The following is a 24,771-nucleotide window of genomic DNA, read 5'->3' as shown; positions in this document are numbered from 1 at the left end:
TAAGGTGCCACACCCGTCGCGTCATCCAGATGAATTTCATGAAAGGAAATCACGCACACCGCACGCCGGTGTCTCAAACGCAACAAGCGATGGTTCTTCGCATTCGATAAAATCCTCCAGTGCAATTTACTCACACAGTAGAATCCCCGCGTGCTTTGTTTCGGGAATCATTTGCGTGATCGGCCGCGTGGCGACTTTGGGTTATCGTACGCGTACGGATGGCAGGGCCGTTGCCATATTAATGCCCCCAGTGGGCAAAACCAGTGAAATGTGGAGCGGTAGCGTTGTCTGTCTGTCGAAAATCCGGGGCAGTTGAACAAGGTACTTCGGTTGCAGGGGCTGACGCTGCGGAAAACCCGCTGCCGGTCTGTCTGCGATCATGGGCATGAGTTCACGAAAACGGCGGCCGGCCTTGCACAGCGTTGCGGTGTCGATTGCGATGACCACCAACCCGAAGACCATCCGCAGACCCCACCATATATCTCCGGCAAACGCTGAGCCTGCAACCCCGGGCCGGATCATGACCGGTACCAATGAACTGCGTGGATCACGCCGCACCATCTATGCTCGAAAACCTGCGCAGCTACTATGAACAGGAACTCGGCCTGCTGGGCGAGCAGCTGGACAGATTCGCCCAAAGGTATCCCCGGGCCGCCGTGCGGCTGGGCATCTCCGGCAATGATGCCGAAGACATGCATGTGCAGCGGCTCACGCAGGCGTTCGCGCTACTCGCCGCCCGCGCACGCGTGGAACTGGAGAATGGCGCACCAAAGTTCTCGGAAGCCCTGCTGGATGTGCTGCATCCGCACTACCTGCGTCCATTTCCCGCCAGTTCGATCGCATGCGTCGAATGTGTCGAGTCCCCAGCCGCGCCGTTAGTCTTCAGGCGCGGCACGCAACTGACAAGTCCGAACGGCGAACTGCGCTTTCGCACGGTGTACGACGTAACGGTTGCGCCCTTGCGTATCACCGATGCGCGCTTGTCTCCCGGTACGGTAGCACCAGGTCACACCAGTCTGCATCCGGGCACGACCCTCATTGTGTCGATCACGTTCGAACCATCAGACGCGGGAGTGGCGCTCAGAACCGCCATGCCGGACATGATCCGCGTTTATCTGGCCGGAGAGCCTCAAACCGTCGCAGCGATCGGCGACACATTCTTGTTGCGAACCCTGCAGGCTTTCGTCGAAGCCGATGACTCAGGGCGCTGGACGCCGCTGGATCGACTCCCGCTGGCAGCGGCAGGTTTCGGTCACGAAGAGACACTACTGCCCGTCGGCGGCGCTCCCGGTTCGTTCGTATGGCCATTGCTTGAATACGCGGCCTTCCCACAGAAATTCGATTTTGTCGACATCGACGCAAACGCGCTGCTGCGCGCCAGCCGCATGAGCCATGCTCGGCGCATCACGCTACACATTACAACGGGTTTGCATCCGGACAGCCGTACGGCGCAATCTCTCTCCGGTCTGTCGCGGCATCATTTCCGGCTTTTCTGCACACCGGTCGTCAACCTGTTCGAACAGGTGGATGTGACGGCCCGACGGCAGGAGCTTCCGGTCATGTATCCGGTCGTGCCGGTACCGCAAAAACCATCGATCCACGAAATCTACGCAATCAACGGCGTGCGGGAAGCAACGGGCAGTCAGGTGATTCCACCTTACAACGCACTCGCCCATGCAACGAAACCCGGCACCCGGGGGACCTACTGGCTGAAGCGCCGTGATGACTATCAGGCCCGTAACCGGCCCGGTCACGAAACGTCGCTGATTCTGCTACAGGGTAATGGAAAAACCGTGGAGCAGTGGCCCGAGCAAATCCAGATTGACGTGACATGCACCAACCGCGATCTGCCAGTGCAACTGGAAATCGGCTCCCCGACTGGGGACCTGCGCAACGAGAAGGGCGCCATCGCAAATCGGGTCACGCTGCTGTCGCGGCCCACGCATACGTTCCGTCCAGAGAACACTGAAGACGCCCGCATGCGTATTGTTGCGTTGACGACGCCGAACCCGACCCAGCTCGGTCGCGAAGGGTGGGCGCAACTCAGACGGATTCTGCGGCAATGCACGCCGCCCGATGTACAGGCGCAACACGTTGATGCGGTGTCGTTTGTGGGCAAAAGAAGGTTGCAGCAGATGTTTCCCGGCAAGCCGAATTCGTCAATCGTATCGGGGCTGGAAATCACGCTCTCACTCGACGAGCACGCGTTCGCCGAGCACAGCATGGCTGCCTTCATCGGCGTCATCGACCGATATTTCGCGCGCTATGTGCCAGCGACGAGCTTCACGCAACTCGTCGTACTGTCGAAGTCGAACGGCTCGGTAATCCGGCGTTGCGCGTTTCGTGCCGGAAAGCTGCCCCTGCTTTAAGGGGCAAATTACTTCTACGGCAGGTAAGAATTGGTCAGTAAGTGAATGCGTCCGCTTGTATACTTTGCCACACGATTTCGTTAGTGTTAGCCACGATGCTTGCTTCCAGAGCTTGCATCCGGTCCTCCTCTCGCGGAGATAGCAATTATCCGCTGAGACTCAAACCGCTGCCCTCCGCCTGGAGTGTGGCGGTCTTTTTATCCTCGTTGAGTCTGGATGGGCGATCGTCACGATGGGACGCTTGCCGTCACCGTAAGCCGAATCAGATCAGGCTCGATATCAGATGGCAGCCGCACGTCGCCCGGTGCCCGTGCCGGGCAATCGGAATACCGTTATCCATCATCGTCGGATCGCCTTCCTCAATGACGTTCGGAGACACCTCGGGATGGCGAGGGCAGGAGACCCGGTCTCCCTTGCGCGCGACATAGCGCCCCTCGAAGCGCATGCTCGTTGATCCGGTTTCGACCTTGCCACCATGGTCGGTGTCGTCACCGACGCGAATGAGATTGATCATAATAAAATATTTGAGCCATCAATCGTCAGCCTCCTGACCCGCTTCCGGATGCGCGTACTTTACTTGCATATGGTTAGGTCTTCGCACTTGATCCACTTCGAGATCGCTCCATGTTCCTTTGAAAGATATTTGACAAAATACCAAAGGCCGTTTGAGTCGTCGAATTCTATGAGTTGAACCTTGTCTCCCTTAAGCAGATACATTTTTGTCCTGGCGGAATCTTGGTGATCGGCGTATAACCATGCCTTATCAGTCGTCACCGAAGTTGTCACCGGCTGGCGCTGTGTGTAGCTCGCTTGATTGGTAACCAGTAGCGTCTCAGACAGTTTGCCATCCTTATAAATCGAGCGTGTTATCTGATCGCACCCCACGCAACCATCGCGCAGAGCGAGCTGGAAGGTCCCATCCTTAAGCTCGTAAACATCTTCATATTGCTTTGAGTCAAGTTTATATGAGCTAATCAGATGATTTCTGGCAATCTGGTAATTGCATATATCTCGATCCGAGAACTTAAGCACGGAAAATTTGAACGTTGTCGGATCGAACGAGAAAAATTTCGAGCATTCGTTAGCACCTTCGCTTGTTGCCACGATCTGCTGGTTGCCATTCTTATAAATATCTACGACAGAGACATGCTCGTAGCCGTCGTCGATGGCCTTCTTCAATTCACCTGTAGGCACAACGCTTCTGCAATTGGATTTTTCGTTGCAAAAGCGTATGGCTCCGGTTGCATCGACCAAGAGAGAAGCCTCCCCGGCTTCGGCATGAGAAACCGCGATCGCCGTCACGACAACCGCAAGGACTAGACTGCGGTTCAGTAGCCAATTCGTACCCGTTAATCTCAAGCTAACCCCCATTCTTTCTTGATTCTATCGAAGAGAGCTTGGCGCTCTTTCAAGCCGTTGTCTCCGCCATTAACAGCAAGGGTAACCATCGTAACGTTATTTTTTTCGTGATCGATGAGAACGTTGATGTCACCATTCGCGTCATATTTTTTCTGGATACCTCCTTTGTGACGCCAGAACCAGCAAGACGCATCGATTGCATTCTCCATGTTCGAAGCGACCAGATCGGGATTTGAAACGAAATCTATTCCTCTATAGTCAGAGTATGCCTTATACGTGTTTTTCCACGTCAACTGAATCAAGCCTTTGCCCTTGTACTTAGGCCCGTCACCCATGACTGTATTGCCGTTTTTAATGGCATCCTTGTGCACCCCAGGATTGTAGCCCTCCCCGGAAGCAAACTCGATGGTCGTTTCGAATCTTGCAGACTCATGAAAACACTGCGCAAGAAAATGCGCCTTTTGATAGCACGTGATGATGCCATATTTGGTCATTTTTTCATTGAGCAGCGAAACAAATCTGTATTTGTCGAATTTGTAGATGCCGGGATATTTTTCCGGAAAATGAAGTACGAAAGATGCCGTCCCGCCTTTTCCTGTGAACCAATCTCCGGATTTACCCAGTACCTTCTCCAGCAAGTCGACCGTAATTGCGCAGCAATCGGACTCCGAGAAATTCCCCACCAGCCCAACCGGATGGAAGTGCCACGGCGTCGGTTCTTTCGGGAAACCTTCAATCCCCGCGGCCTGTTCCCACCATTGCAGCTTGCCGATCCGCTCGATCTCGGCCTGCCACAACCACAGGAGCTTCTTCATCAACGGTGAGAGTGCTTCCCACTTGCCCAGACCGCCGCCCCATTCGCTCTCGTTGCGCGCCACCAGATGTGAGATCGCTTCGGCCATCCACGGCGTTTCCTGCGCGTGCTTCAGTTCCTGCGCCGTCACCTTGCCGTCGTGATTCGCGTCAATCGCCTTCTCCAGCTTCACGATCAGCTCCCCAGCGTTCACGCTCATCGCGCTGGGTTCGAATTCTGACTTGTCCTCGCCGGGGAGATACTGGTCCGTTGCGTGGATGTACCGCTTGAGCATGTCGACCGGCTTGAAGCCGCTGTTGTCGACCAGTTCAAATCCCGGCCAGTCCCATGGCCCGCACATCCGCGTGAGAGGGTGGTTATCCTCGCATACCCAGCCCTGCCGGGTTGAGCCGTCTTTTGCGCCGATCGTGATGTTCCACCAGTGATGGCCCTTGTCATCAACGGCAATGTTTTCAGCGCCGAGCCTGTCGAGGTCCACGCGCCGGAAAACATCCCGAAAATCCGCACCCGGCCCCTTCGCCCTGGAAAAGCTCACCGGGAAATTTGCCCATCCTTTCACGACCTCGGTCGTCGTCGTATTCGCGAGTCTGGCCTCCACCCATACTGGAGAGCCGACGCTTGTCAGCGTCGGACTGTGGGCATGGTGTGCGCCATGGGCGCTATGGCTACTCTGGGCCGCAGCCGTCACCGTCTTCGGCTGAACCTTGACCCAGCGCGAACCCTGCGTGTTACCAACCGGCACCAGCTTCAGGCCGCCCTGACTTTGCGGCAGCGTCTGGTCCGGATCGGGGATGTCCGTGACGAGCAGCGCACCCGGAGAAATCTCAAGGAAAGTCTTTGCGGCCGGTAGGTCTTTTGCGCGCGCCCGGCTTTTATCGATGAAGGCCTTCAGTTCCGGTCCCGCGAATACTTCGAGATGCAGCAGCGAACGCGTCGGCTTCGCCGGTAGGATTTTCGCGTCCGTGTAGCGCAGATAGTGCCCCGGCTCGCCCACCACGTCACCGGCCTTGACCGGGTAGGGGGTCTTGAGGACGACCACGGTGTCGAGTGGCCTGGGATCGACGACAGGATCAAGTTCCTTCACATACACCCAGCCCCATCTGGCGTGTTCACTGGCAGGCTTGCCCACCTCCGGCCCGACCGGCTGCCCACTTTTGAGCGCGCTGATTTTCCACCAGCCGGGATTCTTCTGGTCCGACTCCGAAACCGTCAGCTCAGAGCCCGTGGGCAAAATGCCGATGATCTTGCCGTTCGCCGTCGCACGAATGCGAATGCCCTTCACAGGCGGTGGAAGTGGTGTGTCGTCAACCGGTTGCGGCGCAGGCAGATCCTTCTTCACGATAAAACCCGCATCGATGAATTCGCCAAGCGGGTCAGAAGCCGCCGTTCCCGTCGGCAGGGCCGGTGAGGCTTTGGGCTTCGGTACGTCCTGTGGGTCCTTTGCCCTGTCGCCGACGCGGTAGTAGCGGTCGCCTTCCCAGTACGGCATCGGCTCCATGTTCAGTCTGGCCGTATCTCCTGTTGAGTTCGCCGCCTGCTTCATGGCTGCCTGATAGCTGCTCCAGTCTGTCAGATGCATGTACAGGCTGAAAAAGGTCAGCGTTTCGTCGGGGGACGGCTTGGACGATGCGTTCGTGCTCGCGGCAGCAGATGTAGACGGTGCCGGGTGCGCCGCGGGCGCGGATTGTGCGCCGGAAGCGGCATGGGAGTCCGGGGCAGGCTGGCTGGACGCAGCCGGTTTCGGCGGGACCGGCGGCAGTTGCAGCTTGTGACGGACCAGCACAAAGCCCGTCGAATAGAGGGCGTGGCGGCCATCCTGATACGCCTGTTCGGGATACTTGCTGTCCATGCGGTATGCAACCACTTCACCGTCCGCAATGGCCCGCACGCCCTCATCCTGCTTGAGCATCTGGGCGCTGTTCCCGTCGAAGTGCACCCCACCATGCCACATCCCGCTTGCGCCAAGTGGATAGAAGCCGTCTTCCGCCTGCGCCAGCGCCTTCATGTACGTCATCGGGTCGGTGGCATCCGCCTTGCTGTCCACCGGAGAGAACGGGAATGCCCATTTCAGCGGGATATAGGCCGGGGCTGAAGTCGATGATGCGGTGGGCGCTGTCGTGGCGGGTTGCTGCGAAGGATGTGCGGGATGCTGCGTGCTCATGGGGTCCAGACTCTCCTGTTGTTCCTGCTGCGCGTAATATAGGGAATCGTTCAGAAACCTGACGGCTGGCTGCCTAGCCGGAGAACAGCGAGCCGCGCCCGCCGTCCGTCGAAACCGGACTCGACTTCAGCGGATTGAGGGCCGTCCCGCTTCCGCCGCCTGGCTTCTCCCAGTCCGCGCACTTCTCCAGAATCTGCCCCGTCGTCACGTTCTCGATCAGCCCCGACTTGATGCTGATGTACGAGCCGCCCGCGCCAATCCAGACTTCCTTTGACGCCGTGATGACCACCCGGCCACCCGAGCTTTCAACCGTCACATCCTGAAGCCCCGCCATCGTCACCGGCCCGTTCTGCGCCTGGATGGCGACTGGCCCCTTTGCCGCAAATACCTTGATCCCGAGGTTCTGCGCGAACAGGCTGATCCTGTCCATCACGCTCGCCAGCAGCGATTTCCCCGCGCCGATGTTGACGGTGTCGCCCGCAACCACATTCACGTGCTTGTTCGCGGCAATGTGCGCCGACTGCTGGGTTGACGTCGCAATGCCCTCCGGGCTCGACAGCAGCATCACCGGTTTCGCGAAACCGTTCGCGTTGCCCGTGCCACCGCCTGCCGTGCGCCCGCCGTTGGCTGTTGTGCCTGCAACCGATTGCTGGGTTGCGTCGGTGAACGCCTTGAGCGCGTCGTGCCCATCCTGCAGGCTCTCGGCCTGGTTCGTTTCGCTCGCCTTCGACACGGTGTCGAGCACGGCCTCCGCGCCCGCAAGCTGCGCCGTCGCCGCGGTCACGTTCATCGGCTGCGCGCTCGCGGGCTGCGTCGAGACATACAGACCCTGTTCGGCACGCACCGCACCGTAAGCGCCGGACTTCAGATCGAAACCACGTCCGAGGAACGCGCCGCGCGTGTTGTCGGAATGGTCGATGAGATACCCCAGGTGGAGGTGGGACCCGTAACTGGTTGTATACAAATGGACTCTGTTCTGCCCGCTGGCGTCGTCCAGCACCAGCTGGTTGAAGCCGTCGCCGCCGTATTCGCGCGAGCGGAAACCGGAGAGCAGCCCGTTCGTATTCCACACCGGCATCGTCTCGCCGCCGTGCAGCCTCGATATGATTACGGGCATGTCACAATCCCCGTTCACGAATGCGATGAGGACCTGATCGCCCTTGCGCAGCGGAAAGTAGCCGCCGCGCTTCGCGCCCGCGTCCGGCATCGCGGCGCGAATCCACGCCGACGCCTTCTCGTTGCGGTCCTTGCGGCTGTATGTCATCCACACCTTCACGCGGTTTCCATCGTCGGTCGTGATTTCATCATTTTCAGCCGTACCGACGATCCCTGTCTGGACGTGCATTTCGGGCTTGAGGTGCTCGAACGGGCTGCGGAACGGCACGCGGCGGCGTTGCGCCTCGATCTCCACCTGAATGAAACCGACACTGCCGTCCGGGTGGCTTACGCCCGCGCCGCTCCCGGTGCTCTTTGCCTGCTCGACCTCCGCGCGCAGACTTTTCGGGAAGCGCGCGAGCGTATCGATGCCCGGCACGTTGTTCTGGATCAGCCAGTCGCTGGCGATGATCGAGAGTTCCCGGTCGTGCTCGGGCAGGGTGTCGAATTCGGGATGGCCGCTGAGCGTGAACCAGTATCCGGGCAATGCGTAGCGGGGACTGCCCACTGCGAAATAACGCTTTGCACGCGACGCCCATTGCTCCGTGCGGATGCGCGCCTGCTGCTCGCCCAGGTCGCGCTCGCCCCAGCTCTGCGAACCGGTGTAGAGATAGTCTTCGCCCTGCGCGGGCAGCTCGTCCGTGTTCAGCGCAGGCGTGCTGACCTGCCTGTCCAGATCGGGCCGCTTGTAGTCGGCGGTGGCCGTCGTGAGTGTGGCGCTTTGTGCCTCCTGCTGCTCGCTCAGCTGCGTCAGCCCGTCAAACTCCTCGCCGGTCCCGGCGCGACTGAATTTCAGTTCCTGCTGGGGCAACTGCGGCCCAAAGTACAGGTCGTCGAAAATGACCACCGTGTGCGACTTGCCGTCCTTCGCGAAGTCGAAGCGCGGAAATACACCGATTTCCTCCATGCTCCGCTGGACATAGTTCCAGTCCGACTCCCACTGCACACGATTCGAATACGTGCGGGTCGATGAGCGCAGATCAAACGTGTAGTGGCCGTGCGCCTGAGGATGCTTGTCAAGCACATCGGACATTGCCTGCTGGGCGGTGACTTCCTGCCAGTCGCGCCGGTCACTGCCGAGCTTGAGAAAACTCAGGAAAGACGAAAACTGGAGCTGAAAATAGGCGATGCCGCCATCGCTGCCGATTCTTCTTGCCCGCTGCACATAGCCGTGGATTGGCAGATAGTTACCATCCGTCTGTCTGATCCAGAGCGTGATGGGCTGCAGCATCAGGGCATTGAGCTTGATCTGCGTATCGCGGGTTGACGCTGCATCGACGGTCACCTCGAAATTGCGCCCGAGCCGGGCGTTGATCCTGACGTACAACGGAACCAGCCAGTCGTCACCAAGTGGCGTGTCGAGTCTGGCGAGACGGTCGGCTTGGGCGTAACCGATGCTCAACGCCTTGTCCAGTGCCTGGGAAGCCATGCGTTACCCCGTTCGAGCTTGAATCACGTGCCCGGCCGCAGCAAATACCCAATGGCTGGAACCGCGCGTTTTATTCGATGAAAAAGGAAATTTTGACCGGAAAATTTTCCAATCGGTAAAAAAGTCAAGCCAGAAAAATCCCGCCTGATAGCGCGGAAATAATATCAAAATCAATGCCGCATGACTCCAGGATGATCGTGATTTTCAACAGGCATATCATCGGCATAGCCGTTTTATGCACGCAGCATTTATTCCGGGTTCAACCGTCCTGTGCGAACCGGGATATCGACGAATCCATTTTGCGTCTTGTCGTGAGCAGCGGGCTATTTCAAGTCATGATCTCTATAGATAATCCACACGTCAGAGTGACGGCGAATTTTCGCAATCGGGTTCCGACACAATCGGCGAATCGTCGCCGTCGCTTCTTACGTATCTGAGGAATCGTTCCTGTGCAGCGTCGAGAAAATGGGACGGAACCGTCCGAAATTGCTCATCGCGCAGCAGGAGGACCTTCTGGATTGCCGCCATGCCGCCGGGCACCGTGTCAAATCTCCCTTCTGCCTTCGCTCGTGTGTAGCATTCGCCCAGTTCCCTTTCCGCTTCCCGGAACATTTCGAGTCCGTAGCGGCCTTCGGTCGCGAAGTGAACGAAATAGGTACAATAGATTGCCTCGAACAGCTGCGCAAAACCCGTTGGGCTGCCGTTTCCGCTTGCTAGTTGACGGCAGGCCATGTGATGTTCGATTGATCTGCGCCGCGCCACTGATGGCGCGATCGGCAAAAGCATCTCGCGAGTCATCGGTCGCCGGAACTTCTGTGACCGCCGCTTTGTCATGGGGAATACCGGAACGGAAAGGAGGGAGATATTGTATCCACCGTTTTTGGCTAATGTGATCAGCGGGCTCAGCGATGCGCTTACTGATAAGCCAGCCTGAGCGCCGGATATGCATGGGACACGCTCAGGAATTATATAATCTACATCGCGGGAAACAATTCTGCGCCTCCATTTTTCGATAAAATCCGTCTCTGGGAGTCGGATGAGAGCGCCGACTATTGAAGAACTCACGAGACCGCAGCTTTTCGAGGGCCGTACGTGGAGAATAACAAAGACAGACGCCAGCCAGACACCGGCACCTAAGCCATAAGTAGCCTACTTCGGAACAAGCGCCCTTTGGTACGTCACAAAGTGACTCCCCGCGGCGCATGAATGCAGGCGTATTGCGGCAGCAGATCGCCGTCTTCGACGGCATCATCTTCGCCATTCTCACCAAGGCGCTATCGCATGTTGGCTAGACAGGCCGACTAGCCGTCTCCGAGAGAGATACACTTTGCAGACTCGGTGTCGCTGCATTCGGCACGATGCATCGACCTAGATTGCACCAATACGCGTGCCAGCAAGTTTGCGTAAAGCGTGCTGGCTATCGGAGAGTGCCGCAAATCTTTCAGGCGGCAAGCAACTTCGGAGATGGCGGATGGACAGAGTTTCTCCAAGTCGGCGAAGCGAAATGATGCGACGGGTACACTCTAAAGATACAGAGGTAGAGTTACGCGTGAGAAAATTCATCTATTCGCTAGGTTTTCGCTATCGCTTACATGCGAAAGATTTGCCGGGTAGCCCAGATATTGTATTTCGGCGAAGTAAAAAGGTGATTTTTGTCCATGGTTGCTTTTGGCACGCGCACGGATGCAAGAAAGGGCAGCTGCCAAAATCTAAACTGGACTTCTGGCAGCCGAAACTACAGACCAACGTGGAGCGTGATGTGAGAGTGATTCGAGAGCTCAAACTCGCTGGCTGGCGCGTTTTAGTGATATGGCAGTGCGAGGTCGGAGATTTGTCGGCGCTTCGATCAAAGATCGAGGCATTCCTGCTGTAGGCGAAATGACGCGGCTCCGACCACTTGCGTTAGTTTTCTATGAGGTGACGCAGAATAGGGAGAATTTCATCACGTATCTGAAGAGCCTCTGACCTATTAATCGGTTGATAAGCATTATGCGCGGCACTATTGAGCATCTTCTTGTGATGTTGCATTCTTGTTAGGCTGTGCTTCAAATACTGGTCTTTGCCCGCCCCGAAGATGTCCGGATTCTTGGCTAGATAAGTGAGTGCCTCATCCAAACTCGGAAGAATACTCGAATTTCCCGTCGGTGCGTTAGTTTTTTTGTCCTTTTCGCGTTCCTTTTTAATAGTTTCACTAAAGGCGTCAAAAGCACTGTGGCGAATCAAATAGGTAACGACAGTCGTCTCAAACAATATTCTCATCAACACAAGACCGGAATAAACGAAATTTCCAAGCACTAATTGCTTGGCTTCGTGCACCAGTGCAAGATGCTTATCATTGCAGTGCTTTTCGTCGATGTCGGCGGGTAAAATTGTTGCAATTTGATGGTGATCGACTTTCTCGACCACCTTTCTCTTAATGGTGGGCTTTGGGTTACTGACCGGCAATTCTTTTTTTGCTGGTCGACCTTTCGGTGGCGACGGAGGCGGATTCAGTGAGATATGTTGCTTTTTCTTCTTTTTTGCGTCCGTCGCGTTGCTTCGCCAGTTTTCCGCAAAACGACGCATATCATCAAGGGCAGTTTGATAGGCTCGATTATTAAGGTCGACATCTTCTTTCGTTGTGGTCCATGGGAGTTTTGCTGGGTCGCCTACAAAATTAACTTCACCAACGAAACCGTAGAACTCACTGTGAAATTTTGCAAACCAGCCAGTTTTCGCAGATCGATCGTGACTCACCACCGCGCGATCATTACAAAAGATTGTCCAGCCAAATTCATCGGTAATTTGACTGTTGGTTTCCTTGTCGTAGTCTGGCTCGGCGACGAAACGATGTTTCGAATGTTGGCCTGCGTGAAGGAATATAGAAATCCCGTCCTCTGTTTTATATAATTTTCTGTCGGGGGCGTACGGGCCATTTTCACGAATCTCAATCGCGTGGGATTCGACCACCTTCCGATTGACGAGAATCCTCAGGCCTTTTTCGATGAAGCGGCTGTAGATTCGTCCGATCTCACTTCCGAATTTCTCGATCTCGTTTTTGTCAGCAAATCGTCGAGCAGTCTCTGTTGATAGCCCGCCGATCTTTATGATAGTGCTTGCTTTGCCCGTGGTCGGAGCCTCAACGGCAGGAAGTGCCCAGCCGACTGCTTGGAGATATCTTTCCGTATCCAGACTAAGTTCCGAACGTTGGGTGCCCGTGTCGGTGACGATGTTACTCGTACGACCGATCTTAAACAGCGCCCGATTCAACCCAACTCCGAAAACCCCAATGCCAAGCTGATGGGTCGAGCGTTCGCCAAACCGAAGGACTGACGTCTTGAGGTCTGCGATGGAAATCCCGCCGCAATTGTCCTGGATAGAAAATGCGTCGGCACCGAACTGTATTTTTATCTCATAGCCTTTGTACGAGATGGGAAGTTCGGGGCCCTTACTGCTATCTTTTTTTTTAGCAAAAATTGAATTTCTTGCTGCGTCTACTGCGTTGTCTATCAAATCGAATACACATGCATCAATTGATATATCTCGAGTCAGACTCTCCACAATTACTTGCTTGCTGGGCGTTGTGTCGATCTCGAACGCCGTAGATTTTTTTGTTGCCATGCTCAGCTCCCCGGATTACTGGTTTATGCGGCCCTGCGTTTCAATTGATCTCTCGTTATTTCATCGTGACCTAGATTCTTAAATATAGCCGACAAAACCCCAAAGGAGACACTCGGAGAGACGCTGTTCCCAATCATTCGAAAACTATGCCATACAGTAGGGTGAAAAATGAACCAATCCGGGAAAGCTTGCATTCGCGCTGCTTCTCGGACGGTAATAACACGCGGTTCCGACGGATGAAGCGGACGCACAGCTTGAAACGCACCCTTTTCCGAACCGGTACCAGCACGAATGGTCGGACATTGCCCATTCCAACTGAGGCGGTACGACTTGCTGATCGGGTCGCTGGTTCCGTTTGGTATTGACCGATACCGATTTTGCACAGTTGGCGTATGGCATGTTTGAAACATCCCCGACACCGTTCCCGATGACAGGTGCTCTATTGCAGATGACCAACCTAGACCGTCCGGAGGTAGCTCGCGGAGACTCCGCGCATATTCCGATGTCGCGATGGAGTTAATTTTGTAATTCGCCCAGCCGAAATCACTCTTATCCCGAGGATTGCGAGGTACCGGAGACGGAAGATCGCTAATCGCATCTCGGACGGTAGCCCTTATTTCGACCGCCACTTGGTCAAAAAGACGTTGCTCAAGTGCTAACTCGTTCGGGTCGTACCCAACTACAAGTGTTCTACGACGATTTGTTGCTGCTCCAAAATCAGCGGCATTTACTACGAATGGACCCAAAACGGTGTATCTATGCGACACGGTACCGATTGCGGCCTCTAGAACCCCGATATTGTCTTCGTCCAACAACCCCTCCACGTTCTCCATTACGAAGAATTTGGGCTGCAACAGATTGACGTGGCGGTAAAAATGATGAATAAGCGTATTTCTCGGGTCGTCTTTGCTCCGCTTGCCAATTCGGCTGAATCCTTGGCAAGGCGGACCGCCTATTATCCCGTCCGGCCGCTTATCGCCTATGAGCAGACTCCAGTCAGCTCGATTAATGTCTGAAACATCAGCCTGTACAGGCTTCGAGGAGGGGAAATTCTTTCCAAAACTGGATTGCAGCGTTGGCTCAATATCGATCGCTACGAGAGATCGAAATCCTGCCAATTCTGCCCCAAGCGAAAAGCCGCCGCAGCCGCAAAACAAATCTATAACGGAAGGCTTCGTGTTATTCATTCGTTGTCTATTAGAAAATATTCTCGCCGCATAGAGGAAGCTGCGCTCCGCCCGCCTGTAGCGGTCGCAGGCTAACAGAAAAAATACAATCTGTCGACTTCTAACGGCGACAGATACCGCACCGTTCTCGGCGCTGCATCGGTAATTTCCTATTGCGGTCAGGCATCGCAATTTGGTTTCTCAACTTCCGAGCTTGAGTATTGTTGGATGGGGAACCGATACGCCTTAGCAATAGGCGCCATCAAACGCGGGGCAAGCTGTGGATGCGCCACGCCGTCGATTATGCTTCGGCTGAACGTCTCCGGCTCATTTGGGCATACCGTATTGAGCTAGCCATCCATGGGCTGGCAGATGGCTCATCAGGATCAACCGTCAATTTGAGCTATGCTATAATTGATCTATATATTCAAATGATCCACATAAAACCATGCGCAAACTCTACTACGGGCGTATCTCGACCACGGACGGCCAGTCCGCAGCGAGCCAGTACGACGACGCCAAAGCTCACGGGGTGCTGGACAAGGACGTTTTTATTGACGAGGGCGTGAGCGGCTACCACGTCGCTCCTGACGCGCGGGAACAGTGGCGCAAAGCCGAACACGATCTGCGGCACGGCGGCGTGCTCATCGTGCGCTGGCTCGACCGCATCAGCCGCCGCTACGACGAGCTACACCGGACCATGCGTCGACTCATGGACCTCGGTGTTCGCGTCGAATGCACGCTTAACGGCATGGTGTTTGACGGAAAGGCCAAAGATCCCATCGAGAAAGCGACGCGCGATGCCGTGCTGGCGTTCATGGCGGCGCAAGGGGAAGCGGATTACCGCAACCGTGCGGAGATGCAGCGTCGCGGCGTGGCGATCGCGAAGGCGGAAGGGAAATACAGGGGGCGCGCGCGATCCCACGACTACGCAGCAATCAAGGCATGGCGGGCCGAGCATGGCGCGACCATCAGCAAAACCGCAGAAGAGTTCGGCGTCGGTACAGCGACCGTCAAGCGGGCGTGCGCCGAGTAAGTACGATCTGACCGGTAATCAATCGTGGAAATCGGAGCCACTGGTAGTCAACAAGCGCGGTCGCAGTTGTCTACCGCGTTCCCGCACGCCATCGGCGCGGTCGCGTATCGGACGTTTGATTACCATTCTTATGCGAGCGATTACTGTGTACAAGTCGATTTTGCAATAAGGGTTATCACGGTGCTTGAAATTTCCGAGTCTTGTCCTGATATCAACGAGCAGCGCGGTTTGGTGTCGCATACTTCGGTTAAAAGCCCTTCCTTGAGGGTCTGCAGCCGACTTACCGCCCTCAGCACTCTAATATTGGTTTTCTTTCTTACCTGGACAAGCGAATATGAATAATAGCTATCAAGTGCAGGGTGACCTCGCATCGGAGAAGAGCAGCGAGGCCTATCCGACCATGGTCCTTTGCGAAGACTGTGTGGCAAACCACGAGGTTCTCGTGGATGAAGGGCCGAGCAACGAAGACTGCGAAGACTGCGGCAATTCGAGCGACGAGTAACCTTAGCTACAAGGCAACCATGGGTGAAGCCGCGCGTCGTAAAGCCGAAATTCAGGCCTTGAAGAACCGTCGTGGAACTTGGCTCGATTCTTTGAACGACGAAGAACGGACCGTAGTTAAAGTTGCTGGCGACCTTTACGACAAATTCGTGAACCGATACAACTTCACGGAGGGCTGCTATCTCCTGTCTTTCTTCCTGCGAGAATATTTACGACGAGAGCACAGCATTCACGTTGACGTCGTGGTCGGTTGGGTGAACGACGGGACATGGGACGGCGCGTCGTCCCATGCTTGGGTCGAGTTCTGTGGCCGCAAGGTCGATATTTCGCTGCATAAGACGTCGCACCCCGATGTGCAGCCTCCTGGTGACCTTATTCTTCTCGATTATGTGGAAAAGAAAGGCCTGGCTAGTTACTCCTACTGGAAGGAGTTGCAGGCCCAACACGCGACAACTCTGACGGAGATGCGCAAGTCGGATTCGGAATTTGATCGGGTCGTAGCACGTAAGGACGCGGAACACCAGCGCATGTGCGATTTTGCCGCAATGACGGATGGTGCTGCAAAATATCTGAGTAGTGCTCCGCGCCAGTTGAACTACGACGCGCTGGCCAAGATGCTCGCGTAGGTACATATATCGACTTAGCGGTTGCAGCCTGCTGACGTTGCCGCCGACACTAAGAAGGACGTTCTGAATAATGGCAACGACGATCTATTTTGACGAATCGGGGTACACGGGAAACGACCTGCTTCTTGATCAACAACCGTTCTTTTCATACGCTTCCCTCGTTGCAGAGAGAGACGAAGCACGAGCCTCCGTGGAAAAAATCCGCAGCGCTTGCAAGTATCAAGGCGATGAGCTTTCCTTCGGAAAGCTCGCCAGCTTTTCAGCGGGACGCCGGGCCATCCTCGATCTGTTTAACGCTTTTGAAGGGCGGATCGCAATTACCGCGCATCATAAGAAATACGCGTTGGCATGCAAATTCTTCGAGTATATTTTTGAGCCTTGCTTATCCGAAAACAACAACCTTCTTTACGAGTTCGGATTTCATAAATTTGTCGCACAGGTTTTGTATATGGCGATGGCAGCTCAACATCGAGCGGCAGAAGAAATTGCGATCGACTTCGACAAGCTGATTCGACTTCGCTCACCAGAATTGCTGCCGACACTATTCGAATGTCAGCTTGACAGAACAGCGGTGCCAATTCGTCTCATCTCGGAATTTGCGAGGCTCAATGCGTCGACACTTCGTGAAGAACTGTCGATACTCGAAAGCGACGCTGTCGGGCAATGGGTGCTCGAGTTGTCCGGGACTAGCCTGTATAGTCTGTTGTGCCACTGGGCTCCGCATTGCGATTCGATTATCGCTGTCTGTGACGAATCACAGCCGTTACAACACTCGCAATATACGTTCGATAGCATGATCGGGCGTACCGACAAGCTGAACGTCGAATTGCAGGGTGTAACGCACAGATTCAATTTCAATCTCGCAGCTCCCATCGCGTTTGCTAAATCTCATGAGGAACCGGGTGTGCAATTGGCAGACGTGCTGGCGGGCGCTTGTAATGCCGCGCTGAAGTCCGGAAGGGCGTCGAAGGGCTTTGAGCGCAAGCTGTACGACTCAATCGCTCCGCTGATCATTGGGCAGAGTGTATTTCCGCCTCCGCCCGAACATGCCATGTCTACGGGCCAGTACCTTGCAGGAATGTCGTTGCTTGAAGAGCTGATTCGGCGCGCCCGCGAGGGAATTGACCTGTTAGCGAATTTGCCCGCGTTTGTTTCACGCATCGCTCTTCATGGTGCGGCGAGACTCGCTTGACGCGCTTTCAAGACTGTGACTAAATACGCGCTCGTCTAAGAATCGCAACCAATTCGAGGCATGCCTCGTCCCGGCCAGTCAGGTTGCTGCCGCCGTCGCACTGGAAGATGTTTAAGCGGAAAGGGCAGCAAAGTCCGGACGCGCCTACCTGACTCACCAAGGGACCGGCGCAACGTGAGGGAGACGCCCATGAAAGGCCAAACCTTGACGCCGGCACTTTTGCACCTACGCTTGAGTGCGTTCGGGATGGTTTTAACCACTCTCGCGCCGCACTTTGGCCCAATAGTTGCGTTGTTGATTGCCGTTCCGGTGTCAATTCTGCTATCTAAGGTGTAAAAGGGCTTTGCCGCGGTCCGCCAACGTGCGGACCGCACCTTTCCCATGCAGGTGGCGTCTGCCACATCCAGCCTTTAACTCAGGGGGCCAGTCGGGGGAGGGGCAACTGTATCCGTCATACTCCGATTTCTCGTTTGGTGGCGTTGAGCGGCTCAGTTCGACATTCCTCTTCGACCCGGTTGCATCTTTTCTCCTGCTATATCGTCACGAGTAGTCGTGACCGGCCAAATCACGCTGCTGCGATTGACATGAATCCCCTTAGGGGCATCATCCACAGGCGCGCATAAATCGTCGTCGCCGGTGTCCACTTTTGATTCGGAGGTCGAGGCCATCTCCGACAGATTCGTCTGAGTCTCCGCCGACCTTGAACGCGTCGTACGCCGCAGGTTGAGCGACCGAAAATGCCAGCCCCATCATGAATGGTTTTGCCGATTCGCTAAAGATGTTTCTGTACAAGTTAGAGCGTGCCAGTTTCGCTGGAGTTCGGCTAAGAGCGCTGATGTCCGGTTTCGTTCGAGTAATTTTCCGGTAACTCGGCGGTAACGGGTCCGCCTATCGGGCAGCCGAAAAAGAAAAGGACTTACGACGCGATATCGTAAGTCCTTGTTCCTGCTGCTTTTTTCGTGGTCGGAGCGATAGGATTCGAACCTACGACCCTCTGATCCCAAATCAGATGCGCTACCAGGCTGCGCTACGCTCCGAGGAGCCGCGGATTGTAGCGTCTTCCTACCCGCGGCGTCAAATCCGTTTGCTCGCTGTTTTTGCTGGCGATGCTTTTGCGACGATCCCGGCACGCCATCCGCCCCTCAAAATTCCGCGTCGCGTCTTGGCCTGGCCACCCCGGGCCACCCCTTGGCCACCCAAAACTCCCTTCCAGGAACGCGCAGAAATACTGTATAAATATACAGGACTACGGCGCCACCCGATGCGCCCGCCCAACTCCCTTCGCCATGCCCCTTCATTGCCGGGCAGGGCGAACTATTCCCGATCGACAGGGCAACCCGGCAACGGAGCGCACGCATGGCCGCCGCGATTCAGCTCACCGCGCATCTGCCGTCGCGGCTGCAAAGCCGCGTCTGGCAGGGCGATCAGCTCGCGTACGCGAGCGAGCGCACGGTGTCGAGCGGTCACGCAGCGCTCGACGCCCTGTTGCCCGGCGCCGGCTGGCCCGCGGGCAGCCTGACCGAGCTGCTGGTCGAGCAGGGCGGCATCGGCGAGATGCGGCTCGTCGCGCCCGCGCTGCGCGCGCTGACGGCGCAGGCGGGCCGTCATGTGCTGCTGGTCGCACCGCCGTGGCAGCCGTACGCCTGCGCGCTCAAGGCGTGGGGCATCGCGCTCGACCGCGTGATCTGGGTGCGCGCGAGCGAGCACGAGGCGCCCTGGGCCGCCGAGCAGGCGCTCAAGCAGGACGGCATCGGCGCCGTGATGCTCTGGCAGCCGAAGGCGCGCGCCGACACCCTGCGGCGTCTGCAGGTCGCCGCGCAGGATTCGCAGGCGCTCGCGTTTCTCATGCGGCCGCCTGCGGCGCGCAACCAGTCGTCGCCGGCGCCGCTGCGCATGGTCTGCACGCCGGTGCCGCCGCCCGAGGCGGACGCGAGTCTGAACCGGCGCGCCTGGATGCAGCTCGCCGCCGTGTCCGTCGATATCTTCAAACGCCGCGGGCCGCCGCCCGCCCAGCCACTCGTCATTACTTTGCCGTTGCAGGCGTCGCTGTTGCCCCAGCCGGGCGAGGCGTCGGCGCTGCCGTGGCCCGGGGCCAATCATCATGCTGTGGATCGCCGTCACCTTGCCGTTGTTGCCGCTGGAGGCCGTCAAACCGATCCTGCCGCCCGCGCCGCCGCCGCCGCCGCCGCCGCCGCCGCCGCCGCCACCGTCGTCACTGTCGTCACTGCCGCCGCAGGACAGGCGGGCTGAGCACGCCGATCCCGCCCATCCGCACGATGAAGCCGCCGCGCCGCCCGAGCGCTGCCATGCGCTCGCCGATCACGCGCGCATCCTGATCGCCGATCTCGACGCGTTCCGTCTCGGCGTGCAGCCCGGCGCCACGCGCGCGCATGCGCTGGCGCTCGCGCCGGGCCTCGTGCTGCTCGAAGCCGACGCGGCGCGCGAGCAGCGCGCGTTCGAGGCGCTCGCGCTCGCGTTGCTCGCCTACACGCCGAAGGTGTCGTTCGCGCAGTCGCATACCTTGTTGCTCGAAGTCGGCTCGGGGCTGCGGCTGTTCGGCGGCGTGCGCGCGCTGCTCGCGAAGGTGTCGGCCACGGTCGCGAGCTGCGGGCACGCCGCGCGCATCGCCTGCGCGCCCACGGCGTGGGGTGCGTGGACGCTGGCGCAGGCGCGCGCCACGCGGGTCTCGTCGCGGCGCTGGCACGTACTCAAGGAAACGACGCTCGCGCGCGCGCTCGACGCGCTGCCGGTCGGTCTCGCGCCGTTCGCCGCGCAGCACGAACAGGCGCTCACGCAGATCGGCTGCGCGACGCTCGGCGATCTGCGGCGGCTGCCGCGCGACGGCATCGTGCGGCGTTTCGGCGACGGCGTGCTCGCGTGGCTCGCGCAGGCGCGCGGCGAGGCGCCCGATCCGCGTGTCTGGTTCGCCGCGCCGCCGTCGTTTCATGCGTCGCTCGAATTGCAGGCGCGCGTGGAAAGCGCCGAGGCGCTGCTGTTCGCCGCGCGCCGTCTCGTGATGCAGCTGGCGGGCTGGCTCGCCGCGCAGCACGGCGCGTTGAGCGGCTTCGAATTGCGCCTCGAACACGAGCTCGCGTCGCGCCACGCGCCGCGCACGTCGAGCCTCGCGCTTGCGTGGGCCGCGCCGTCGCGCGATCCCGAGCATCTGCTCTGGCTGCTGCGCGAGAAGCTCAACCAGACCGAGCTGATCGCGCCGGTCATCGGGCTCGCGCTGGTTGCCGACCAGGTCAGCGAATATGCCGCGCCCACCGACACGCTGTTCCCGATGCCCGAGGCGTCGGAGGCGTCGATCACGCAACTGTTCGAGCGCATCGGCGCGCGCGTGGGCGAGCAGAACGTGCTGCAACTTTTCGTCGAGGACGATCACCGGCCCGAGCACGCCATGTCGGCGCGCACGTGGCGGGCGAGCGCGCGCCGCGCGGCGCCGCGCAAGCCGCGCGAGGGCCGCAAGGGCGCGCGCGCGCCGAGCGGCGAGCCGCCGGAAAGCACGCCGGCGCAGAGTGCGTTCGATCTGCCCGAGGTGCCGCTGCCGTCGCAGCCGCGTCCGGCGTGGCTGCTCGAAAAACCGCTCAAGCTCGCGATGCGCGGCGACCGGCCGGTGTATCGGCGTCCGCTCAAGACGCTCACGCGCACCGAGCGCATCGAGGCCGGCTGGTGGGACGGCGAGGGCGTCGAGCGCGACTACTACGTCGCCGCCGACGATCAGGGCCGCATGTTCTGGCTGTATCGCGAGCGCATCGGCGGCCAGTGGTATCTGCAAGGCCTGTTCGGCTAGCGGTTTTTATCGAGCATCATGTCGATCAGCGGAGCGGGCGATTCGTTGCCCGCGCAACCATCATCGTCGTCTTCGTCGCTGCCCGCGCAGTTGCCGGCGCAGTTGCCTGAGTACGCGGAGCTGCACTGCCTGACCAACTTCTCGTTCCTGCGCGGCGCGTCGCGTCCGAGCGAGCTGGTCGAGCAGGCGATCCGTCACGGCTATCGCGCGCTCGCCATCACCGACGAGTGCTCGTTCGCGGGCATCGTGCGCGCCTGGAGCGCGCTCAACGACTACGACGAGGCGCGCCGCAAGGCGCACGCCGAGGCGCGCACGCCCGGCCCGTTCGTGCCGTCGCTGCACTTGCTGACGGGCAGCGAACTGAATCTCGTCGATGAAGACGGCGCGCCGTTCTGCACGCTCGTGGCGATCGCGATGAACCGCGAGGGCTACGGCAATCTCTGCGAGCTGATCACGCTCGCGCGTTCGCGGGCGCCGAAGGGCCAGTACCGCGTGACGCCGTCCGACTTCACTGATCCGCAAACCCATGCCGGCGATCCCGCCCAGGATTTCACGCACCTGAAGCATCTGCGCGACTGCGTGCTGCTGCTCGTGCCGCAGCGCACGGCCACGCTCGCGCAGACCTTGCGCGCCGCGCACTGGCTCGCGGGTTTCGCGGCCGAGCGCGCGTGGCTCGCGCTCGAACTCTGGCAAACCGGCAGCGATGACGCGCAGATCGAAGTCCTGCGCCACGTCTCGCAGGAAAGCGGTCTGCCGCTCGTGGCGACGGGCGGCGTGCTGATGCACGCGCGCTCGCGCAAGCCCTTGCAGGACACGCTGAGCGCGATCCGCATCGGCAAGCCGTTGACGGCGTGCGGCCGCGCGCTGGAAGTCAACGCGGAGCGCCATCTGCGTTCGCGCGTGCGGCTCGGCGCGATCTATCCGCGCGAGGCGCTCGACGCGACGCTCGACGTCGCGCGCCGCTGCACTTTCAGTCTCGGCGAGCTGGCCTACGAGTATCCCGAGGAACTCGTGCCGCCGGGCGAAACGCCGGGCTCGTGGCTGCGCAAGCTCGTCATGAAGGGCGTGGCCGAGCGTTGGCCCGACGGCCTGAACAAGAAGCGCAGCGACCAGATCGAGCAGGAACTCGCGCTCATCACCGAGCTGCAGTACGAGAAATATTTCCTCACTGTGCACGACATCGTGCGCTTCGCGCGCGAGCAGAAGATCCTGTGTCAGGGCCGCGGCTCGGCGGCGAATTCGGTGGTCTGCTACTGCCTCATGATCACGGAGATCGACCCCGTGCGCATGAACATGCTGGTCGCGCGCTTTCTGTCCCGCGCGCGCAACGAGCCGCCCGACATCGACGTCGATTTCGAGCACCAGCGCCGCGAGGAAGTCATCCAGTACATCTATCGCAAATACGGCACGCGCCGCGCCGCGCTGGCCGCGACGCTGATCACCTATCGCTCGCGCAGCGCCTTGCGCGACGTGGGCAAGGCGCTCGGGCTCGACACCATGCTGGTCGAAAAACTCTCGGGCGCGCATCAGTGGTGGGACGGTCCCGATTCGATCGCGCATCATCTCGAGGAAGCGGGCTTCTCGCCCGATTCGCACGTCACGCAGCAGCTCATTCGCCTCACGCGCGAGCTGCGCGGTTTTCCGCGGCATCTCTCGCAGCACGTGGGCGGTTTCGTGATCGCGCGCGACAAGCTCTCGCGGCTCGTGCCGATCGAAAACGCGGCCATGAAGGACCGCTACGTGATCGAGTGGGACAAGGACGACATCGACGCGTTGCGCCTGTTGAAAGTCGATGTGCTCGCGCTCGGCATGCTTTCGGCGATCCGGCGTTCGCTCGAATGCGTCGCGCTGCGGCGCGGCTTGCCGCAGTTCCGCGTGCAGGACATCGGCGTCGAAGATCGCGCCGTGTACGAGATGTGCACGCACGCCGATACGGTCGGCGTCTTCCAGATCGAATCGCGCGCCCAGCAGAGCATGTTGCCGCGTCTGCGGCCGCAGACGTATTACGACCTCGTGATTCAGGTGGCGATCGTGCGGCCGGGGCCGATTCAGGGCGACATGGTGCATCCGTATCTGAAGCGCCGGCACGGCGAGGAGGCGGTGGAATACGCGAAGGAGGAACTGCGTCCGGTGCTCGAACGCACGCTCGGCGTGCCGATTTTCCAGGAGCAGGTCATGCACCTCGCGATGGTCGCTGCCGACTACACCGGCGAAGAGGCCGACAAGCTGCGCCGCGCGATGGCGGCGTGGCGGCGCGATGGCGATCTGCGACCGTATCAGGCCGATCTGACGCAGCGCATGCTGCGCAAGGGCTACTCGCCGGAGTTCGCGGAACGCATCTGCAAGCAGATCGAGGGTTTCGGCGATTACGGCTTTCCGGAGAGTCACGCGGCGAGCTTTGCGCTGCTCGTCTACACGAGTTCATGGCTCAAGCGTTACGAGCCCGCGGCGTTTCTCGCGGGCTTGCTGAACAGTCAGCCGCTCGGATTTTATTCGCCGTCGCAACTCGTGCAGGACGCGAAGCGGCATGGCGTGAAGGTGCGCTCGCCCGATATCGGCTTGAGCGACTGGGAGTCGGTGCTGGAAGTGCGCGGCGCGCCGGGCGTGCGTCTTGCCGCCGATGCCGATGGCGAGGCCGCGCGTTGTGCCGACGTCGCGCGTTATCGCGCGTTGTTGCGCGCCGCGACGTTCAACGATGAGGTGCATGGAAACGCGGCGAGCTTTGTCGCGCAGAAAAAAACGCGTCGCCGGCCACTCATGCGCGGCTATCGCGGCGTCGTGCGCGCGCGCGTCCTGCTCGCGCCGCGTCATTACGGCCGCCACGGCCCGGCGGTGCGGCTCGGCTTCAGTCTCATCAAGGGCTTCTCCGAGGACGCCGCGCGCCGCGTGATGGCCGCCCGCGCCGAGGCGCCGTTCACCGATGTCGACGACCTCGCGCGCCGCGCCGGGCTTACGCGCCGCGAGCTGGAAGCGCTGGCGGCGTCCAATGCGCTCGCGAGCATCGCCGGGCATCGGCGCGAGGCGTGGTGGGCCGTGACCGCACAGCATGCGGTGCCGGCCTTGCTGCGCGACGCGCCCGTGGCCGAGGCGCGGCTCGACTTGCCGCGCGCCTCGGAAGGCGCGGAGATCGTCGCCGATTACGCCAGCCTGCGTCTCACGCTCAATCGCCATCCGCTCGAACTGCTGCGCGAAGGGCTCGCGAAACAGCGTTTTCGCAGCGCGGCGCAACTCGCGCGTTGCCGCCACGGCATGCTCGCGCGCGTGTGCGGCATCGTCACGGTGCGGCAGCGGCCGGGCACGGCGAACGGCACGATCTTCGTGTCGCTGGAGGACGAAACCGGCTCGGTCAACGTGATCGTGCACGCCGCGCTCGTGGAGTCGCAGCGCAAGGAATTGCTGGGGGCGTCGCTACTGGCGGTGGCGGGCGTCGTGCAGCGCGAGGGCGAGGTGGTGCACCTGGTCGCGCATCGGCTCGAAGATCACAGCCGTCTGCTCGGGCGGCTCGCGACGGAAAGCCGCGATTTCCACTGAGCGTTGTTTGCCGACAGGAGAAAAAAGGAGAGGGCGATG

15 protein-coding genes and 1 tRNA gene are annotated in these 24,771 nt (G+C 59.2%); 8 read left to right on the top strand and 8 right to left on the bottom strand.

The window, feature by feature from the left end; translation table 11 throughout:
• The first annotated feature begins 563 nt into the window (after positions 1-563).
• Complete coding sequence (gene tssF, locus BMY06_RS27480; RefSeq protein WP_074986460.1) at positions 564-2,369, top strand: type VI secretion system baseplate subunit TssF; 1,806 nt, start codon at positions 564-566, stop codon at positions 2,367-2,369.
• 262 nt (positions 2,370-2,631) lie between these two features.
• Here the strand turns inward: tssF and BMY06_RS27475 are convergent, their stop codons facing one another.
• The 5 genes from BMY06_RS27475 to BMY06_RS27455 form a co-directional block, all read right to left on the bottom strand.
• Positions 2,632-2,883, bottom strand: coding sequence for a PAAR domain-containing protein (locus BMY06_RS27475; protein ID WP_074986458.1), 252 nt, complete (start codon positions 2,881-2,883; stop codon positions 2,632-2,634).
• 59 nt (positions 2,884-2,942) lie between these two features.
• Positions 2,943-3,671, bottom strand: a complete 729-nt coding sequence (locus BMY06_RS27470) for a hypothetical protein (RefSeq protein WP_124263059.1) — start codon at positions 3,669-3,671, stop codon at positions 2,943-2,945.
• 53 nt (positions 3,672-3,724) lie between these two features.
• The gene (locus tag BMY06_RS27465; protein ID WP_080180564.1) at positions 3,725-6,703 is read right to left on the bottom strand and encodes a glycoside hydrolase family 19 protein; all 2,979 of its coding nucleotides are present in this window, start codon (positions 6,701-6,703) and stop codon (positions 3,725-3,727) included.
• A 73-nt stretch (positions 6,704-6,776) separates the two neighbouring features.
• Positions 6,777-9,287 (bottom strand): type VI secretion system Vgr family protein, encoded by a 2,511-nt coding sequence (locus BMY06_RS27460; protein ID WP_074986453.1) that lies wholly within the window; start codon positions 9,285-9,287, stop codon positions 6,777-6,779.
• Positions 9,288-9,647: 360 nt separating this feature from the next.
• Complete coding sequence (locus BMY06_RS27455; RefSeq protein WP_124263058.1) at positions 9,648-10,085, bottom strand: hypothetical protein; 438 nt, start codon at positions 10,083-10,085, stop codon at positions 9,648-9,650.
• A 673-nt stretch (positions 10,086-10,758) separates the two neighbouring features.
• Here BMY06_RS27455 and BMY06_RS27450 point away from each other — a divergent pair.
• Positions 10,759-11,160 carry a very short patch repair endonuclease gene (locus BMY06_RS27450; protein WP_074986449.1) on the top strand — a complete coding sequence of 134 codons (402 nt, stop codon included), beginning with the start codon at positions 10,759-10,761 and terminating at the stop codon, positions 11,158-11,160.
• Between the two features lie 29 nt (positions 11,161-11,189).
• Here BMY06_RS27450 and BMY06_RS27445 read toward each other — a convergent pair whose 3' ends face one another.
• Positions 11,190-12,887 (bottom strand): ATP-binding protein, encoded by a 1,698-nt coding sequence (locus BMY06_RS27445; RefSeq protein WP_074986446.1) that lies wholly within the window; start codon positions 12,885-12,887, stop codon positions 11,190-11,192.
• 23 nt (positions 12,888-12,910) lie between these two features.
• Entirely contained in the window at positions 12,911-14,074 is a 1,164-nt protein-coding gene (locus BMY06_RS27440) for a DNA cytosine methyltransferase (RefSeq protein ID WP_074986444.1), read from the bottom strand.
• A gap of 427 nt (positions 14,075-14,501) precedes the next feature.
• On the opposite strand from BMY06_RS27440, the gene BMY06_RS27435 reads away from it, so the two are divergent.
• The 3 genes from BMY06_RS27435 (at position 14,502) to BMY06_RS27425 (ending at position 17,408) form a co-directional block, all read left to right on the top strand.
• Positions 14,502-15,089, top strand: a complete 588-nt coding sequence (locus BMY06_RS27435; RefSeq protein WP_074986442.1) for a recombinase family protein — start codon at positions 14,502-14,504, stop codon at positions 15,087-15,089.
• Positions 15,090-15,610: 521 nt separating this feature from the next.
• On the top strand, positions 15,611-16,216 hold the full coding sequence (locus BMY06_RS27430) for a Rho GTPase-activating protein (RefSeq protein WP_074986440.1): 606 nt from the start codon (positions 15,611-15,613) through the stop codon (positions 16,214-16,216).
• 70 nt (positions 16,217-16,286) lie between these two features.
• Positions 16,287-17,408: a DUF3800 domain-containing protein gene (locus BMY06_RS27425; RefSeq protein ID WP_074986439.1), complete on the top strand. Its 1,122-nt coding sequence runs from the start codon at positions 16,287-16,289 to the stop codon at positions 17,406-17,408.
• A 960-nt stretch (positions 17,409-18,368) separates the two neighbouring features.
• On the opposite strand, the gene BMY06_RS27420 is transcribed toward BMY06_RS27425, so the two are convergent.
• Positions 18,369-18,445: transfer RNA gene (locus BMY06_RS27420), tRNA-Pro, on the bottom strand.
• Positions 18,446-18,764: 319 nt separating this feature from the next.
• On the opposite strand from BMY06_RS27420, the gene imuA reads away from it, so the two are divergent.
• Genes imuA through BMY06_RS27410 form a run of 3 tightly spaced genes read left to right on the top strand, consistent with a single transcriptional unit; the run spans position 18,765 to position 24,732 of the window.
• Complete coding sequence (gene imuA, locus BMY06_RS38205; RefSeq protein WP_124263057.1) at positions 18,765-19,658, top strand: translesion DNA synthesis-associated protein ImuA; 894 nt, start codon at positions 18,765-18,767, stop codon at positions 19,656-19,658.
• On the top strand, positions 19,540-21,201 hold the full coding sequence (locus tag BMY06_RS27415; RefSeq protein ID WP_341809592.1) for a Y-family DNA polymerase: 1,662 nt from the start codon (positions 19,540-19,542) through the stop codon (positions 21,199-21,201). Before imuA ends, BMY06_RS27415 begins: the two co-directional genes overlap by 119 nt.
• 18 nt (positions 21,202-21,219) lie before the next feature.
• Positions 21,220-24,732 carry an error-prone DNA polymerase gene (locus BMY06_RS27410; protein ID WP_074986435.1) on the top strand — a complete coding sequence of 1,171 codons (3,513 nt, stop codon included), beginning with the start codon at positions 21,220-21,222 and terminating at the stop codon, positions 24,730-24,732.
• Positions 24,733-24,771 lie beyond the last annotated feature (39 nt).

It is taken from the genome of Paraburkholderia tropica (genome assembly GCF_900109265.1).
GTDB lineage: Bacteria > Pseudomonadota > Gammaproteobacteria > Burkholderiales > Burkholderiaceae > Paraburkholderia > Paraburkholderia tropica.
This window is presented reverse-complemented; position numbering and strand designations above follow the sequence as displayed.